We start from the raw sequence: 16731 nt of genomic DNA, 5'->3' as shown, positions 1-16731 counted from the left end.
CGGCGTGGAAGAGCTCGTCATCCGGGACGCGGACGTCGTGGACGGCTCCGGCGGTCCCTCGTACCGTGCCGACGTGGTGGTCGACAAGGGCCGGATCGTGTCGATCGTGCAGGAGGCCGCGGCGGCGGGCTGTCAACGCCCCGAGGCGCGCCGCGAGCTGGACGCCGAGGGCCTCGCCCTCTCCCCCGGCTTCATCGACATGCACGCCCACAGCGACCTGGCCCTGCTGCGCGACCCCGATCACAGCGCCAAGGCCGCGCAGGGCGTCACCCTCGAGGTCCTGGGCCAGGACGGGCTGTCGTACGCGCCGGTCGACGACCGCACGCTCGCCGAGGTGCGCCGCGCGATCACCGGCTGGAACGGCGACGGCGACGACATCGACTTCTCCTGGCGGTCGGTCGGCGAGTACCTCGACCGGCTCGACGTCGGCTTCGAGGGGCGGGGCATCGCCGTGAACGCGGCGTACCTCGTGCCTCAGGGCACGGTCCGCGCGCTCGCCGTCGGCTGGGAGGACCGCGAGGCGACGCCCCGGGAGCTGGACCACATGCGGCGGTTGGTGGCGGAGGGGATGGAGCAGGGGGCGGTCGGCATGTCGTCGGGCCTCACGTACACCCCCGGCATGTACGCCAAGGACGCCGAGCTGACGGAGCTGTGCCGGGTGGTGGCGTCGTACGGCGGCTACTACTGCCCGCACCACCGCTCGTACGGGGCCGGGGCCCTGCGGGCGTACGAGGAGATGGTGGCCCTCACCCGGGAGGCCGGCTGCCCGCTCCATCTCGCCCACGCCACCATGAACTTCGGCGTGAACAAGGGCCGCGCGCCCGAGCTGCTGTCCCTCCTGGACGAGGCGCTCGCCGCCGGGGCCGACATCAGCCTCGACACGTACCCCTACACGCCGGGCTCCACCACGCTGGCCGCGCTGCTGCCGAGCTGGGCGGGCGAGGGCGGCCCGGGGGAGATCCTCAAGCGGCTGACGGACGAGGAGACCGCCGGGCGCATCCGGCACGACCTGGAGGTCGTCGGCGCGGACGGCTGTCACGGCGTGCCCGTGGAGTGGGACACGATCGAGATCTCCGGAGTGACGGATCCCGGCCTGACCGACCACGTCGGCCGTACCGTCCAGGAGTCGGCCGATCGGCGCGGCGAGGCCCCCTGGGTCACCGCCCGCCGGCTCCTCCTCGACGACCGGCTCGGCTCGACGATCCTCCAGCACGTCGGTCACGAGGAGAACGTGCGGGCGATCATGCGGCACCCGGTGCACACCGGCGGCTCGGACGGCATCCTCCAGGGCACCAAGCCGCACCCGCGCGCGTACGGCACGTTCCCCCGCTATCTGGGCCGGTACGTCCGGGAGTTGGGAGTGCTGTCCCTGGAGGAGTGCGTCGCCCACCTCACCGCACGCCCGGCGGCCCGGCTGCGACTGCCGGACCGCGGGCTGGTCCGCGAGGGTTACCGGGCGGACCTCGTGCTGTTCGACCCGGCGACGGTCGCGGCGGGCTCGACCTTCGAGAATCCCCGGGTGCTGCCGACGGGCATCCCGTACGTCCTGGTCGACGGCCGTTTCGTCATCGAGGACGGCCGGCGCACGGACGTACTGGCGGGACGGGCGGTACGGAGGACTCCCTGAGCCCTGTCAGGGCTTGGGCAGGACACAGCCGCTCGCGCTCAGGCTGAGCTGGTTGCCGGTCGTGAAGCAGGCCGGGAACCGGTACGTCTCCTGGGCGTAGTTGATGCCCTGGCGGACGGTGACGTTGCCGCTCGCGTCGACCTCGCAGGGGTTGTTCACCGTGCAGCTCTCGCCGTCCTCGTTGCCGGTGTTGTTGACGGCGACGACCTTGCCGGTGGCCTGGTCGACGACCGGCGAGCCCGAGGTGCCGCCGATGGTGTTGCAGGCGGAGGTGTAGCGGACGGAGTCCTTCCAGGTCCAGTCGCCCTCCCTCATGGTGTGCACGAACCCGTCGATGCTGCAGCTGTAGAGCCGCTTCCAGTAGCCGGAGGCGACGGTGATCGCGGTGCCGGCGGTGGGGTGCGTGTCCTGGACCGTCAGGGCGCTGATGCCGTACGCGTTCCTGATCGCCGCGTAGGTGGTGGTGAGCTGGTAGATCGTGGCGTCCGTGTCGGTCATCGTCGAGTAGGCGATCCTGTTCGCGCGCAGTGTGGCGACGCGGGTGCCGGCGGAGTTGAGCAGGCCGAAGGTGCGGCTGGACGCCCGGTTGACGATCACCTCGCCGGGCTCCGGGAAGCCGCTCTCCAGGCAGTGGCCGTTGGTGAGCACCAGCGCGGGGGCGGTGTCCAGGGAGTTCGGGAAGCGGACGACGGAGCCGGAACAGTTGCTCAGCGCGACGGTCCCGGCGAGGGTCACGGCCTGGAGCGTGGGCGACGCGGCCGTCTTCGTGTCCGCCTTGGCCGCGGGAGCGGCGGGTGCGGGTGCCGCGACCGCGGGTGCCGCGCCCGCCCCGGCGATCACCAGGGCGAAGAGTGCGGCGACGAGAGGCTTTCTCATGTGGGGGTCCCCTCTACATGACGAGGGTGACCGGAGATCTTCCGGCCACCCGCTGTTTTGTCATGCGCATTTTCAATGGAGGGGCGCAGGGAGACAAGGAGGTGTTTTCGGCCTGGGGACGGGGCCGAAAACACCTCCCCGGCTTCCCCCCTACTTGGGCGGTTTCGTGCCTCCCGGCCCACGGCCCTTGCGTTCGGAGTTGCCCGGAGCGACGTCACCGCCCCCCGAGGCACCGGCCGTGGGGGTCGAGGGGGCGGCCGGGTCCGTGGACGGGGCGGCCGAGGGCTCGCCGGACCGCGTCCCGTCCGGCGAGGCGCCAGGCGAAGCGCCCACCCCGTCGGACGCCCGGCCGTCCGGCCCCGACGGGTCCGGGGAACCGGAGGACTCCGGGCCGGCCGAGGAGGACGAGCCCTCCGGCCTCGCGGCATCGCCCGGCGCCGACCTCGTGGCGTCCTCCTTGCCCTGCGGTCCGTCCGAGGAGGATCCCGAGAACGCGAACCCGGCGATCAGCGCCGCCGCGGACACCGCGCCCGCCGCACCGGCGGCGACCACCACCCGGCGCGACCGCCACCGGCTCGGCTTCCGCCGCGACCCCCGCCGCCCCGGACCGGCACCGCGGACCGGCACCGCCTCGGCTCCGGGCGCCGGCGCGCCGACCGCCACCGGCCCGGGGTCGGCCACCGGGGGCAGTTCGGCCGTCTGGTCGTAGGCGTTCTGCCAGCCGTGCGCGGCGGCCGGGTCGACGTACTCCTCGTACGGGAGCGTCGACTCGGCCTGCGGGTGGTACACCATCGGCACCTCCGGCGGCTCGCCGACCGCGCCCGCGCCGTGGGCGCCGGGCGCGCCGTCGGCGCCGTACGCCCCGTCGTCGTATTGAGGTGGCCTGGACATGGGCGCGCATTGTAGAGACGGAAGGGGCCCGCGGGACAGCCGTCGGCGATATCCGCCCAAACCGACGCGTCTCGCGTGGCGGAAAACACGACCCAAAGAGCGTTACCGGGCCGTAAGCTCCCAGACATGCAGGTGATCCAGTCGACCAAGCTCGCCAACGTCTGTTACGAGATCCGGGGCCCGGTTCTCGAGGAGGCGATGCGCCTGGAAGCGGCAGGCCACCGCATCCTCAAGCTGAACACCGGAAACCCGGCCGCGTTCGGCTTCGAGTGCCCGCCCGAGATCCTGGAGGACATCCTCCGCAACGTCTCCTCGGCGCACGGCTACGGCGACGCGAAGGGCCTGCTGGCCGCGCGCCGGGCCGTCGTCATGCACAACCAGACCCTCGGCATCGAGACCGACGTCGAGCACGTCTTCATCGGCAACGGCGTCTCCGAGCTGATCGTGATGGCGATGCAGGGGCTGCTGGACGACGGGGACGAAGTCCTCGTGCCGTCCCCGGACTACCCGCTGTGGACCGCGGCCGTCTCCCTGTCCGGCGGCACCGCCGTGCACTACCGGTGCGACGAGCAGGCCGACTGGATGCCCGACCTCGCGGACGTGGAGCGGAAGGTCACCGACCGCACCAAGGCGATCGTCATCATCAACCCGAACAACCCGACGGGGGCCGTGTACGACGAGGCGATGCTGCGGGGGCTCACCGACATCGCGCGCCGCCACAACCTGCTGGTCTGCTCGGACGAGATCTACGACAAGATCCTGTACGACGACGCCACGCACATCCCGACCGCCAAGGTCGCCCCCGACCTCCTCACCCTCACCTTCAACGGGATGTCGAAGGCGTACCGGGTGGCCGGGTACCGGGTCGGCTGGATGTCGATCTCCGGGCCGCGCGCCCACGCCGACTCCTACATCGAGGGTCTGACGATCCTGGCGAACATGCGCCTGTGCGCGAACATGCCGGGCCAGCACGGAGTCGTCGCCGCGCTCAGCGGGCGGCAGACCATCAACGACCTGGTACTGCCGGGCGGGCGGCTGCGGGAGCAGCGGGACCTGGCGTACGAGCTGCTGACCCAGATCCCGGGCGTGAGCTGCGTGAAGCCGAAGGGGGCGCTGTATCTCTTCCCGCGCCTCGACCCCAAGGTCTTCAAGATCAAGGACGACCGGCAGATGGTCCTGGACCTGCTCCGGCAGGAGAAGATCATGGTCGTCCAGGGCACCGGCTTCAACTGGACCGAGCCGGACCACTTCCGGGTGGTGACCCTGCCGACGGTGGCGGACCTGCGGTCGGCGATCACCCGCATCGGCACCTTCCTGGACGGATACGGCCAGCCGTGACGGCGATTCTGGGGTCCGCTCAACTTTAGACGAAATCCAAGCTAGGATGGTTTCCTGAGAACACAGGAGGCCATCCCATGTACGAGCCGATCCGCACCAAGTCGGTCCACAGCACGATGGCCGGCACGACCTCGGACTTCCCCCACCGCACCCGTGAGGAAGAGCTGGACATCCAGCTCGCGGGCCATCTCGCCGCGCTGCTCGCCGTCACGGACGAGCTGCGTGCGCTCGCGCCGTCCGCCGGCCTGGACACCGCGGCCGACCGGCTCGCCGAGCAGGTGACCCGGCTGCGGGGAGGCCGCCCGCCGGCCCGCGCCCCGCTCACCGCGTCCGGTGCCCGCACCAGCCTCGCACCCGTGCACCGGCGGGCACACGCCCTCGCGGGCCGCGCGCTCGTGGTGGCCGCGTCCCGCGCGGACACGGCGGCGGCGATCCTGTCCGCCGAGCGGATGGACGCCCACGCGGCGGCCCTGGAGTCGCGCGAGCTCGCCCCCCACTGAGCCGTACGGCTCCCCGGGAACGGCCCCGGTCCGCGTGCACCCACAGCGGCGCGCGGACCGGGTGCCATGACACTGCGTTGGCTTGAGCGGCGGTTGTTGTCGGCGCCGGCTGCGCAGTGCCGACCTGGTGCGGTGCCTCTCGCCGCGGGAGATCTGTCGCTGGGCGACCGCGGGTCGTCCGTGGCTTGTCGCGCAGTTCCCCGCGCCCCCTGACGCCGGACGCGCGTTGTCCGTGGCCTGTCGATCCCCGCGTCCCTGACGGGCATCGCCGTGGGGCGCGTTGCCGTCGGCGGCCGCGGGTCGTCCGTGGGCTGTCGCGCAGTTCCCCGCGCCCCTGAGGGGCATCGCCGTGGGGCGCGTTGCCGTCGGCGGCCGCGGGTCGTCCGTGGCTTGGCGCGCAGTTCCCCGCGCCCCTTTCGGGGCGCTGCAGTACCGGGACCGGTACGTCATCCCCCGTTCACGCTTCCCGCCGGGGAATGTTGGGTTCCGCGAGCACTCTCCCCCTGTGAGACGAATCGCAGGAATCGTCCTCGCGGTCCTGCTGGTCGGCGGCGTGGTGGCAGCCGTCGTAGCGGGCCGGGACACCGGGGACAGGAGCACGGCAACGAAGACCGTGCGCGCAGTGATCGGATCGGAGAAGGCGGAGTTCTTCGCCGATCCCGACGTGGTGAAGGCCCTCGCCGCCAAGGGCTACACCGTCAAGGCCGAGACCTCCGGGTCCTGGGCCATGGAGGGACTGAACCTCAAGGATTACGACCTCGCCTTCCCGTCCAGCCAGGCACCCGCCGCCGAGCTCGCCGCGAAGTACCGGATCAGGCAGCCGCTGCCCCGGCCCTTCTACTCGCCGCTCGTCGTCGTGGCCCATCGCGGCGCCGCCGAGGTGCTGGCCGCCAATGGACTCGCCGCCCTCGACAAGAACCGCGGCACCCTGAAGATGGCCGCCTATCTCGACGCCGCCGAGCGCGACCGGACCTGGCAGCAGCTCAAGGGCGCCGACAAGTACGGGGAGCTGACCGGCACGCTCTACGTCGCCACCACCAGCCCCGAGACCTCCAACTCCGGCGCCCTGTACCTCGCCGCCGCCTCCTACGCCGCCGCCGGCGGCAAGGTGGCCGCGAGTGACGCCGACGTCGACCGGACCGCGCCCCTGATGCGCAAGCTGGTCAGCGTGCAGGGCGCCCAGCAGTCCAGCACGGACGCGGCCTTCCGGGACTTCGTGAGCGGCGCCGGCAACCCGCTGGTGCTGGTGTACGAGTCGCAGGTCGCCGCGCTGCTGAGCGAGGGGCGGGGCGTCGACGACCTGACCGTGCTCTACCCGGACACCACCGCCAACAGCGACCACACCGTCGTACCGCTCACGGAGGACGGCCGCGCACTCGGCGAACTCCTCGCCGACGACCCGGCGTTGCGCGAGCTGGCCGTCCGGCACGGGTTCCGGCCGCAGGGCACGACCGCCGAGTTCACCAAGGCCACGGCCGCCCACTCCGCGTACCTCAACCAGACGCTGACCGGGATCCGGCAGGCGCCCGTGCCCACCTCCGAGGTGCTGCACACGATGGCGCGCCGGGCGAGCGGACAGGGGGACAGCACATGACCGACGACACCTTCACCCTCACCCCGCCCGAGGCCGTCACGCCCGTGCCCCGGGAGAAGGCAGGCGGGCTCGTCCCCGTCGACGAGACCGTGCGGACCGACATGGCCAAGAAGGCCGCCGCGTACGTCGAGGGTCTCGCCTCCCTCGACGCCCGCTCCCCCGAGTTCGCCGGCAAGGTCGGCGAGATCACCGCGCTCGGCGCCGGCGAGATGCGCGGCGCCGCCGCGCAGTCCAACCGCATGCTGGAGCGGACCGTACGGAGTCTGCCCGCCAAGGGCGGGGACGCGCAGTCGCAGGTGTCGGGCTCACTCGTCGAACTCCGGCGCGTGGTCGAGGACCTGGACCCGCGGGACCTGCCCGCCGCCAAGGGGCGGAAGTTCCTGTCCCGGCTGCCCGGCGGCAACAAGCTGCGCGACCACGTCGCCAAGTACGCCTCCGCGCAGGGCACCCTGAACAGGATCGTGGGCTCGCTGCGCGGCGGCCAGGACGAACTGAGGCGTGACAACGCCGCGCTGCAGACCGAGCGGGTCCGGCTGTGGGAGAGCATGGGCAAGCTCCAGGAGTACGTGGTGCTGACCGAGGCCCTGGACGCGGCCGTCGAGCAGCATGTCGCCGGTGTGGAGGCGACGGATCCGCAGCAGGCCGACAGTCTCCGTGCCGACGTGCTCTTCCCGGTGCGGCAGAAGCACCAGGACCTGCTCACCCAGCTCGCGGTGTGCGCGCAGGGCTACCTCGCCATGGACGTCGTACGACGCAACAACGAGGAACTGATCAAGGGCGTCGACCGGGCGGCCACGACCACGGTGTCGGCCCTGCGCATCTCCGTGATGCTGGCCTCCGCCCTCGACAACCAGAAGAAGGTCGTCGACCAGGTCAACGCCCTGCGCGGGACGACCGAGGACCTGATCCGGGGCAACGCGGAGATGCTCGCGACGCAGAGTGGCGAGATCCAGCGGATCGCCGCGGACCCGGCCGTGGGGGCCGAGACCCTGCGCACCGCCTTCCAGCAGATCTACCGGACCCTCGACGCCATCGACACCTACAAGGTCCAGGCGACCGAGGTGATGGCGGCGACCGTGGAGTCCCTGACCTCCGAACTGCAGAACGCGAGCACCTACCTGGAGCGCAGCCGGTCGCAGGGCGCGCTGGAAGGAGGGCTCGCATGAGACGACGGCTCACCGCCCTCCTCGCCCTCGCCCTCCTGACGGGCTGCACCGCGGCACAGGATCAGGACGGCGACACGGGCGCCCCCGAGCCCGGCACCCTGCGCATCCTCGCCTCCAGCGAGATCGCCGACATGGCCCCGGTCCTCGACCGGGTCGAGAAGGACACCGGCATCAGGGTCCGGCCCACCTACATGGGCACCCTGGACGCCGTGGAGCTGCTGGCGGCGGGCAAGGCGGACGGGAGGTACGACGCCCTGTGGCTGTCGTCCAACGACTACCTGCGCCTGCGTCCCGACGCGGCGAAGAAGGTCGTGTCCGAGACGCCGGTCATGTCGAGCCCGGTCGCCGTGGGCGTGAAGGCGGCGACCGTCCTGACGCTCGGCTGGAACCCGGAGGACGTCACCTGGGCCCAGGTCGAGCAGGCCGTCCGGGACGGCGAGCTGACGTACGGCATGACCGACCCGGCCCGCTCCAACTCCGGCTTCGCCACGCTGGTCTCCGTGGCCTCCGCCCTCTCCGGCGCGCAGTCCGCGCTCACGGACGCCGACGTCACCAAGGCCACGCCCCGGCTGAAGGAGTTCTTCCAGGGGCAGCAGCTGACCTCGGGGTCGTCGGGCTGGCTTGCGGAGGCGTACGAGCGGCGCGAGGACGTCGACGCGCTCCTCAACTACGAGTCCGTCCTCAAGGGCATCCCGGGCCTCACCGTGATCCGCCCCCGCGACGGCGTGGTCACCGCCGACTACCCGCTCTCCTCCCTCGCGGCCACCGACGCCGCCACCCGGGAGGACGTCCGCCGGCTGACCGAGGCGCTGCGCACACCGGAGATCCAGCGCGAGATCACCGGGCGCACCCACCGCCGCCCGGTCGTCGCCTCCGTGCGGCCCGCGTCCGGCCTCGACACGACCCGCCGGCGCGAACTGCCCTTCCCCGGCAGTCGTTCCGTCGCCGACGGCCTCCTCGACTCGTACCAGAACGAGCTGCGCCGCCCGTCCAGGACCGTCTACGTCCTCGACACCTCGGGCTCGATGGAGGGCGACCGGCTGGCGGGGCTCAAGGACGCGCTCGCCGACCTCACCGGCGACTTCCGGGACCGCGAGGAGGTCACGCTGATGCCGTTCGGGTCGGGCGTGAAGAGCGTACGGACGCATGTGGTGGACCCGGCGGACCCGCAGGCCGGCCTCGACGCCATCCGCGAGGACACCGAGGCGCTCACCGCCGAGGGCGACACCGCGATCTACACGTCGCTGGAGAAGGCGTACGAACATCTCGACGCCGGACGGGACACCTTCACGTCCGTCGTGCTGATGACGGACGGCGAGAACACGGCGGGCGCGCAGGCGGCGGAGTTCGACGACTTCTACGCCGGGCTCGGCGCCGCGCAGCGGGAGACGCCCGTCTTCCCCATCCTGTTCGGCGACTCCGACCGCTCCGAACTGGAACACATCGCCGAGCTGACCGGCGGCCGCCTCTTCGACGCCCAAAAGGGCTCGCTGGACGGCGCCTTCGAGGAGATCCGTGGCTACCAATGACCTGCTCGGCTATCTCGAGTCCCGCAAGAACCTCACCGGGAGCGCCTGCGGTCTCGCGGGGCTGGCGCTGACCTTCGCGGGGGTCGCGGGCCCGTACTGGCCCGTGGTCGTGGCGGGTCTGTACGGCGCCGGGGCCCTGGTCGCGCCGCCGGAGCGGCCGCCGCTGCCGGACTTCCCCGACCCGTCGGCCCAGCTCGACGAGGTGCGGGCCGACTACGACCGGCTGGTGGCCTATCTCGCGGACGTCGAGCTGCCGCCCGCCGCCGCGGGCCGGCTCACCGAACTGACGGAGCTGCTGGCCGCGCTGCTGGAGCCCGGCTGGGTCGCCGAGGTGCTCGCCCGGGACCCGGAGGGCGTGCACACGCTGTCGCGGGCCGTGCGGCAGGACGTTCCCGAGGCCGTCGACACGTTCGTACGGACCCGGTGGTGGACGCGGCTGGCGCCGGGCCAGGAGTCGCCGGAACGCCATCTGGAGCGGCAGTTGACGCTGCTGCACGAGGAGGCCGAGCGGCTGGCCGCGGGCCTGCGGGAGACGGAGGCCCGGCGGCAGGAGTCGCACACGCGGTATCTGGAGGACCGGTCGCGGTAACGGGCGAGGGCCTGCCGTCGCTCTTTCCGTCGGTGCGGACGGGAGAGCGACGACAGGCCCGGGGCCCCACACGCCGTTGTGCGGAACCTCGCCGGTACGGGGTCGCGCGAAGGTGCTGTCACCGCGGCCGGCCGTGACGATGTTGCTGGTCAGGGCACGATCGAGCCGGCCGCGGTGGCTTGGGAGGGCCGGCTCAGCCCAGGCGCTGCACCAGTGCGCGGTACTCGTCCCACAGTTCCTTGGGCGTGTGCTCGCCGAAGGTGTTGAGGTGGTCGGGGACCAGGGCGGCCTCCTCGCGCCAGACCTCCTTGTCGACGGTGAGGAGGAAGTCGAGGTCGGACTCGGACAGGTCGAGACCGTTCGTGTCCAGCGCTCCCTTGGCCGGCAGGACGCCGATCGGGGTCTCGACGCCCTCGGCCTTGCCCTCCAGGCGTTCCACGATCCACTTCAGGACGCGGGAGTTCTCGCCGAAGCCGGGCCAGACGAACTTGCCCTCGTCGTTCTTCCGGAACCAGTTCACGTAGTAGATCTTCGGGAGCTTCGACTGGTCCTTGCCCTTGGCGACGTCGACCCAGTGGCCCATGTAGTCGCCCATGTTGTAGCCGCAGAACGGCAGCATGGCGAAGGGGTCGCGGCGCAGCTCGCCGACCTTGCCCTCGGCGGCGGCGGTCTTCTCGGAGGCCACGTTGGCGCCGAGGAAGACGCCGTGGTTCCAGTCGAAGGACTCCGTCACCAGCGGTACGGCGGTGGCACGGCGGCCGCCGAAGAGGATCGCCGAGATCGGCACGCCCTTGGGGTCCTCCCACTCGGGCGCGATGATCGGGCACTGTGCGGCGGGGGTGGTGAAGCGGGCGTTGGGGTGGGCGGCCGGGGTCCCGGACTCCGGCGTCCAGTCGTTGCCCTTCCAGTCGGTGAGGTGGGCCGGAGTCTCCTCCGTCATGCCCTCCCACCAGATGTCGTTGTCGTCGGTGAGGGCGACGTTGGTGAAGACCGAGTTGCCCCACAGGGTCTTCATCGCGTTGGCGTTGGTGTGCTCACCGGTGCCGGGCGCGACGCCGAAGAAGCCGGCCTCGGGGTTGATGGCGTACAGGCGGCCGTCCTCGCCGAAGCGCATCCAGGCGATGTCGTCGCCGATGGTCTCCACGGTCCATCCGGAGACCGTGGGCTCCAGCATGGCGAGGTTGGTCTTGCCGCAGGCGCTCGGGAAGGCTGCGGCGACGTACTTCGACTCGCCCTGCGGCGGGGTCAGCTTGAGGATCAGCATGTGCTCGGCGAGCCAGCCCTCGTCACGGGCCATGACGGAGGCGATGCGCAGGGCGTAGCACTTCTTGCCGAGCAGGGCGTTGCCGCCGTAGCCGGATCCGTAGGACCAGATCTCGCGGGACTCGGGGAAGTGGGAGATGTACTTCGTGGAGTTGCACGGCCACGGCACGTCCGCCTCGCCCTCGGCCAGCGGCGCTCCGAGCGTGTGCACAGCACGCACGAAGAAGCCGTCGGTGCCGAGCTCGTCCAGGACCGGCTGCCCCATGCGGGTCATGGTGCGCATGGACACGGCGACGTAGGCGGAGTCGGTGATCTCCACGCCGATCGCGGAGAGGTCGGAGCCCAGGGGGCCCATGCAGAACGGGACGACGTACATCGTCCGGCCCTTCATGGAGCCGTGGAAGACGCCCTTCTCGCCCGCGAAGATCTCCCGCATCTCGGCGGGGGCCTTCCAGTGGTTCGTGGGGCCGGCGTCCTTCTCCTGCTCGGAGCAGATGAAGGTCCGGTCCTCGACGCGGGCGACGTCGGTCGGGTCGGAGGCGGCGTAGTACGAGTTGGGGCGCTTGATCGGGTCGAGTTTCTTGAAGGTGCCCTTCGCGACGAGCTCCTCGCACAGGCGCTCGTACTCGGCCTCGGATCCGTCACACCAGACCACGTTGTCCGGCTGGGTCAGTTCTGCGATCTCGTTCACCCACGCGACGAGTTCCTTGTGGGTGGTGGGGATGACGGGGGGAGCCGCGATGTCGCGCGCCACGATTGCTCCTAAATGAGGGATTTTGTCCTTAGTTGCCCCGTGGGGGCCGCGACCCGGATGCTTCGCAGCGTCGATTCCCTCTGGCGCTCATCCGGTGTCGACCGCACTCATTTGATCATCCGACGAGTTCGCCCATCTGTCCAGAGGGACGTACAGATGAGCGGAGTGAGGATCGCCACGTGTAAAATTCGCGTTTTGCGTCCACTTGGGATTCAGCTGAAGGTCTCTTGACGGTCCCCCGCCAAAGCACATCGGCGCGACTCACGCGGGGCCTCCGTGAGACGATGACCACTCTTCGTCGACCAACGGGTCACCCGAACCCGCAACTTACGGTTCCGTAGGTACGATGCCTCGTATGACTGCGTCCGTCCCCGACGCGACCTCGGACATCCCGGCCGCAGGCCGCGGTCCCGTCGCGACTTCCCTGCCGCACCCGGTCAAGCCCAAACTCCGCGGTTGGCTGCACCTGGGTATGTTTCCGGCCGTACTCATCGCGGGCCTGGTGCTCACCGCCCTCGCCGACTCCCCCAGAGGCCGCCTCGCCTGCGGAATCTTCGCCCTGACCGCCTGCCTCCTGTTCGGCGTGAGCGCGCTGTACCACCGGGGCGACTGGAGCCCTCGCATGGACGGGATCCTGCGACGGCTGGATCACGCCAACATCTTCCTGATCATCGCCGGCACCTACACCCCGCTGACGATGCTGCTCCTGCCCGGCGCCAAGGGCCAGTGGCTCCTGTGGAGCATCTGGGCGGCGGCCGTGGCGGGCATCGCCTTCCGTGTCTTCTGGGTCGGCGCCCCGCGCTGGCTCTACACGCCCTGCTACATCGCGATGGGCTGGGCGGCCGTCTTCTTCCTGCCGGACTTCATGCACAGTGGCGGCGTCACCGTCCTCGTGCTGGTGATCGTGGGCGGCCTGCTCTACAGCGCGGGCGGCGTGATCTACGGCATCCAGAAGCCGAACCCCTCACCGCGCTGGTTCGGCTTCCACGAGGTGTTCCACTCCCTGACCCTGGCGGCCTTCATCGCGCACTACGTCGGGATCTCGATGGTGGCGTACCAGCACGCGTAGCCGTTGCCGAGATCGTAGTCAGGTCTCAGCATTCCGGATGTTTCCGCCCGGAAGGTCCGTCTCGTCACCAGAGCGTGAGGGCTTCGGCTTGAGTACGGTCTCTCGCTTCCGTCTGCCGTTGGTGCGGCAGGTTTGCGCCACCTGCCCGCCCCGCCTCCGCCTTGCGGCGGGGGCGGGTGGTGCGGGTCTTCTGGTCGGCTCCACGAGGCTTCGACACCGCTTGGGCGTCCTGGTCTCCGGCCACTCCGGTACCAGTTGTTGCGGCTGCCGCGAGCGCGGCGAGGTTGAGTGCGGCGTTGTCGTCCCGGTCGATGACCAGACCGCAGGCGTCGCACTGGTAGGTCCTCACGTGCAGCGGCAGTTTGGCTCTCACCGCGCCGCACCCGGAACAGGTCTTCGAGGAGGGGTACCAGCGGTCCGCCGCGATGGTGCGGGTGGCGTGGCGCTGGCGGGTCTTGTAGGTGAGCTGGCGGCGGATCTCCCCGAACCCGGCGTCGGCGATTCTTCGCGCGAGACGCCGGTTGCGGAGCATCCCGGCGACGTTGAAGTCTTCGACCACGACCGTGCCGTACTCGGCCGCCACGGCGGTGGTGAGCTTGTGCAGCACGTCCGCGCGGAGGTTGGCCACCCGGTGATGCACCTTGTTGCGGGCGGCATTGGCCTTCTCCCACCGCTTCGACGGCTTCTGCCCGGTCCGCCGGTCGGGGCCCTGCCGTCGGGAGACGACGCGGGAGGCGCGGCGCAGCTGCTTGCGTGCCCGGTCGTAGTGCCCGGGATTAGCGATGGTGCGGATCTCGCCGGTGCTGTCGGCCATGACCGCGAGGGTCTTCACCCCCAGGTCGATCCCGACCGCCACGTCCGGCCGCGCCACGCGTTCGAGGTCCCGCTTGACCTCGGCCTGGAGCGAGACGAACCAGCGTCCGCGTTCGTGCCGCACGGTCGCGGACAGGATCCGGGCCGTCCCGGCCCGGACGCGGGCGAGGAGCTTCACCGTGGGCTCGTTGGTGCGGATCGTGCCCAGCCGGGGCAGGGTGACGTGACGGCCGTCAGCGTCCACGCGGATCACGCCGGTGGTGAACCGGCAGGCAAGGCGCGCCTTGCGCTTCGACTTGAACCGCGGCGCACCCATCCGCTTGCCGCGCCGCTTGCCGTTCTTGGACTTCGCGTAGTTGTCGAACGCGGCTGACGCGTTCGCCAGGCCGGTGGAGTACGCCTCCTTGGAGTTCTCCTCCCACCAGGCGGCGAACCTCGGATCGGTGTGCTTGGCCTCGTTGAACGCCTTCCGCAGCGCGGGCAGCGACCACGGCCGCCACTTGGTCAGCCCGGCCTCGCCGATGCCGTAGGACTCCTCCGCGCGGCGCTGCCACCAGGAGGCGGTCACCCAGCGGACGGCCCAGTTGTAGGCGGCACGCGCCGCGCCGCAGTGCGAGCGCAGGGCATGCTCCTGGGTGGCGTTCGGGTCCAGTGCGAAGCGGTACGCCTGCACCACGAACCCGGGCTGCGGCTGGAACTTCCTCACTCGGCGGCCTCGCCGGTCGCTACGGCCACCGCCCGGGCGGCCCGGTTCTTCGCTGCCTGCCGCCCATACAGGCGGGCGCACATGGAGGTGAGCACCTCGGTGATGTCACGTACCAGGCCATCGGCGGTCTCGGTGGGGTCGAGGACGACCAGGCGCCGCCCGGACGCCGACAGCGCGGCCTCCAGGTGCTCGACGCCGAACCGGGCCAGCCGGTCGCGGTGCTCGACCACGATCACCGCCGTCTGCGGGTCGGACAGCAGCCGGTGCAGCTTGCGGCGCCGCCCGTTCAACCCGGATCCCACCTCGGTGACGACCTCAGCGACGGCCAGGCCCAGCCCGTTCGCGCCGGACACGACCCGGGCGGCCTGCCGCTCAAGATCGGCTTTCTGGTCAACGGACGACACGCGGCAGTACGCCACCACACGCCCGGACGGCTGGACAGCGACCTCGTCGACCAACCACGTCCCGGACGGCGCCTGGCGAACGGGGACGGGCATCTTCCCGTCCTTCACCCACCGCCAGGCGGTCTGATAGCTCACGCCCTGCTGACGGGCCCACTCCGAAAGCTTCACGAGACCAAGTTACGTGAGACACACGACTAAGGATGACTATGAATGACTAGAAAATCCGTAGCAGCTTTCACCCCCTCCCACCGCAGACAGCGGCCACGGCTCGTCAGCCGTGGCCGCTTTTTGCAGCGCGTACCTCCACGGCATCGGAGGCTGCCGCGCAGGCCGATGCCCGACAATGACCCTCATGACGCCCGCACGCACCTCTTCCCCCACCGACGGTCCCCAACTGGGCCTTCGCGAGCGGAAGAAGATCAAGACCCGGACGGCGATCCGCGACGCGACGTACGCGCTGATCGAGGAGCAGGGGTACGACGCCACGACGATCGAGCAGATCGCCGAGCGCGCCGAGGTGTCGCCGTCCACGGTCTTCCGCTACTTCCCCACGAAGGAGGACATCGTCCTCACGGACGAGTACGACGCGGTCCTCCTGGAGGAACTGCGGGCCCGGCCGGCGGACGAGCCGTGGACGGACTCCCTGCGGTACGTCATGCGCAAGGCCATCGGTGTCGGAGCGGCCGAGGAGCCCGAGATCACCCGGCTGCGGTCGCACCTGATGGTCCAGGTGCCCGCGGTGCGCTCCCGGATGGTGGAGAGCATGGCGGTCACCGGCAGGCTGCTCGCCTCGGCCGTCGCCGCCCGCACCGGCCTCGCGGAGGACAGCCTGGAGGTGCGGGTCTACACGATGTCCCTGATCGGCGGCCTCGCGGAGATCTCCCTGTACTGGGCCGAGAACGACTTCCGGGACGACCTGCGCGAGCTCGTCGACCGCGCCCTGGACGTCATCGAATACGGCCTCACCCGGGAGTAGCCCGAAGAGCCACAGATGTACACCTGATACATTGATGACATGACCGAGCCGGTGATCGCACCCATGGCCGACGTCCGCAGGCACCTGGCGGATGTCATAGACCGCGCCCACAGGGACGAGACCCCCACGATCATCACGCGGCGGGGCAGGCAGGAGGCCGTCGTCCTCGACATCGACGAGTACCGCCGTCTGCGTGAGCTCGCGGAACAGGCCGAGGACGCGTGGCTGAACCGGTTGGCCGACGAGGCGGAGTCCGAGGGGCTCGAGGGATCGGTCTCCCTCGAGGAGATGGCCGCCGCGCTCCGCGGTGACCGTCCCTGATCCCGATGGGATACGTCACGCGGTTCACACCGCACGCCCAGCGGGACATGCTCAAGATCCCCCGCCCCGACGCCGTGCGCATCCTCTACCGGCTCACCGAGCTCCAGAGGGCGCTGGACGCCAAGGACACGGCCGCCTTCGACATCAAGGCGCTCCAAGGGCACAACGCCCGCTGGCGCCTGCGGGTCGGGGACTACCGAGTCGTCTACACCGTCGAGGACGGCCGCCTCCTCGTATGGGTGCTCGCGGCCGCCCATCGACGCGAGGTGTACCGCGAGCTGTGAACATCGCTCCACGTGCGCTCGCGCGGCCGTG

16 protein-coding genes are annotated in these 16731 nt (G+C 70.9%); 11 read left to right on the top strand and 5 right to left on the bottom strand.

Going from position 1 to position 16731, the window contains the following annotated elements; genetic code table 11:
• The first annotated feature begins 4 nt into the window (after positions 1–4).
• The gene (locus tag ACZ5XS_RS01535; RefSeq protein ID WP_468647196.1) at positions 5–1627 is read left to right on the top strand and encodes an N-acyl-D-amino-acid deacylase family protein; all 1623 of its coding nucleotides are present in this window, start codon (positions 5–7) and stop codon (positions 1625–1627) included.
• 6 nt (positions 1628–1633) lie between these two features.
• Here the strand turns inward: ACZ5XS_RS01535 and ACZ5XS_RS01530 are convergent, their stop codons facing one another.
• Both ACZ5XS_RS01530 and ACZ5XS_RS01525 read right to left on the bottom strand, forming a co-directional pair.
• Positions 1634–2503 (bottom strand): trypsin-like serine peptidase, encoded by an 870-nt coding sequence (locus tag ACZ5XS_RS01530; RefSeq protein WP_468647195.1) that lies wholly within the window; start codon positions 2501–2503, stop codon positions 1634–1636.
• Positions 2504–2653: 150 nt separating this feature from the next.
• Positions 2654–3394: a hypothetical protein gene (locus ACZ5XS_RS01525; RefSeq protein WP_468647194.1), complete on the bottom strand. Its 741-nt coding sequence runs from the start codon at positions 3392–3394 to the stop codon at positions 2654–2656.
• A 126-nt stretch (positions 3395–3520) separates the two neighbouring features.
• On the opposite strand from ACZ5XS_RS01525, the gene ACZ5XS_RS01520 reads away from it, so the two are divergent.
• The 6 genes from ACZ5XS_RS01520 to ACZ5XS_RS01495 all read left to right on the top strand — a co-directional run bounded on the left by ACZ5XS_RS01520 (position 3521) and on the right by ACZ5XS_RS01495 (position 10110).
• Positions 3521–4732 carry a pyridoxal phosphate-dependent aminotransferase gene (locus ACZ5XS_RS01520; RefSeq protein ID WP_468647193.1) on the top strand — a complete coding sequence of 404 codons (1212 nt, stop codon included), beginning with the start codon at positions 3521–3523 and terminating at the stop codon, positions 4730–4732.
• Between the two features lie 77 nt (positions 4733–4809).
• Positions 4810–5232 (top strand): SCO4983 family protein, encoded by a 423-nt coding sequence (locus ACZ5XS_RS01515; RefSeq protein ID WP_468647192.1) that lies wholly within the window; start codon positions 4810–4812, stop codon positions 5230–5232.
• 505 nt (positions 5233–5737) lie between these two features.
• Positions 5738–6826, top strand: a complete 1089-nt coding sequence (locus ACZ5XS_RS01510; RefSeq protein ID WP_468647191.1) for a substrate-binding domain-containing protein — start codon at positions 5738–5740, stop codon at positions 6824–6826.
• The gene (locus tag ACZ5XS_RS01505) at positions 6823–7992 is read left to right on the top strand and encodes a toxic anion resistance protein (RefSeq protein ID WP_468647190.1); all 1170 of its coding nucleotides are present in this window, start codon (positions 6823–6825) and stop codon (positions 7990–7992) included. The genes ACZ5XS_RS01510 and ACZ5XS_RS01505 overlap by 4 nt, the downstream gene beginning before the upstream one ends.
• On the top strand, positions 7989–9521 hold the full coding sequence (locus ACZ5XS_RS01500; RefSeq protein ID WP_468647189.1) for a substrate-binding and vWA domain-containing protein: 1533 nt from the start codon (positions 7989–7991) through the stop codon (positions 9519–9521). Before ACZ5XS_RS01505 ends, ACZ5XS_RS01500 begins: the two co-directional genes overlap by 4 nt.
• A complete protein-coding gene (locus ACZ5XS_RS01495; protein WP_468647188.1) occupies positions 9508–10110 on the top strand; it encodes a hypothetical protein in 603 nt (200 codons plus the stop codon). Before ACZ5XS_RS01500 ends, ACZ5XS_RS01495 begins: the two co-directional genes overlap by 14 nt.
• A 193-nt stretch (positions 10111–10303) precedes the next feature.
• Here ACZ5XS_RS01495 and ACZ5XS_RS01490 read toward each other — a convergent pair whose 3' ends face one another.
• Positions 10304–12127 carry a phosphoenolpyruvate carboxykinase (GTP) gene (locus tag ACZ5XS_RS01490; protein WP_468647187.1) on the bottom strand — a complete coding sequence of 608 codons (1824 nt, stop codon included), beginning with the start codon at positions 12125–12127 and terminating at the stop codon, positions 10304–10306.
• Positions 12128–12482: 355 nt separating this feature from the next.
• On the opposite strand from ACZ5XS_RS01490, the gene trhA reads away from it, so the two are divergent.
• Complete coding sequence (gene trhA / locus ACZ5XS_RS01485) at positions 12483–13196, top strand: PAQR family membrane homeostasis protein TrhA (RefSeq protein WP_468647186.1); 714 nt, start codon at positions 12483–12485, stop codon at positions 13194–13196.
• Between the two features lie 64 nt (positions 13197–13260).
• Here the strand turns inward: trhA and tnpB are convergent, their stop codons facing one another.
• Both tnpB and ACZ5XS_RS01475 read right to left on the bottom strand, forming a co-directional pair.
• The gene (gene tnpB, locus ACZ5XS_RS01480; protein WP_468647185.1) at positions 13261–14715 is read right to left on the bottom strand and encodes an IS607 family element RNA-guided endonuclease TnpB; all 1455 of its coding nucleotides are present in this window, start codon (positions 14713–14715) and stop codon (positions 13261–13263) included.
• On the bottom strand, positions 14712–15287 hold the full coding sequence (locus ACZ5XS_RS01475) for an IS607 family transposase (protein WP_468647184.1): 576 nt from the start codon (positions 15285–15287) through the stop codon (positions 14712–14714). Before ACZ5XS_RS01475 ends, tnpB begins: the two co-directional genes overlap by 4 nt.
• A 184-nt stretch (positions 15288–15471) precedes the next feature.
• On the opposite strand from ACZ5XS_RS01475, the gene ACZ5XS_RS01470 reads away from it, so the two are divergent.
• Genes ACZ5XS_RS01470 through ACZ5XS_RS01460 form a run of 3 tightly spaced genes read left to right on the top strand, consistent with a single transcriptional unit; the run spans position 15472 to position 16700 of the window.
• Positions 15472–16095 (top strand): TetR/AcrR family transcriptional regulator, encoded by a 624-nt coding sequence (locus ACZ5XS_RS01470; protein WP_468647183.1) that lies wholly within the window; start codon positions 15472–15474, stop codon positions 16093–16095.
• A gap of 39 nt (positions 16096–16134) precedes the next feature.
• On the top strand, positions 16135–16416 hold the full coding sequence (locus ACZ5XS_RS01465) for a type II toxin-antitoxin system Phd/YefM family antitoxin (protein ID WP_468647182.1): 282 nt from the start codon (positions 16135–16137) through the stop codon (positions 16414–16416).
• A gap of 5 nt (positions 16417–16421) precedes the next feature.
• Positions 16422–16700 carry a type II toxin-antitoxin system RelE family toxin gene (locus tag ACZ5XS_RS01460; protein ID WP_468647181.1) on the top strand — a complete coding sequence of 93 codons (279 nt, stop codon included), beginning with the start codon at positions 16422–16424 and terminating at the stop codon, positions 16698–16700.
• The last annotated feature ends 31 nt before the right edge of the window (positions 16701–16731 follow it).

This window comes from Streptomyces sp. NPDC033131 (assembly GCF_055578365.1).
Note: the sequence above shows the minus strand (reverse complement) of the source record. Positions and strands in the feature narration are given on the sequence as shown.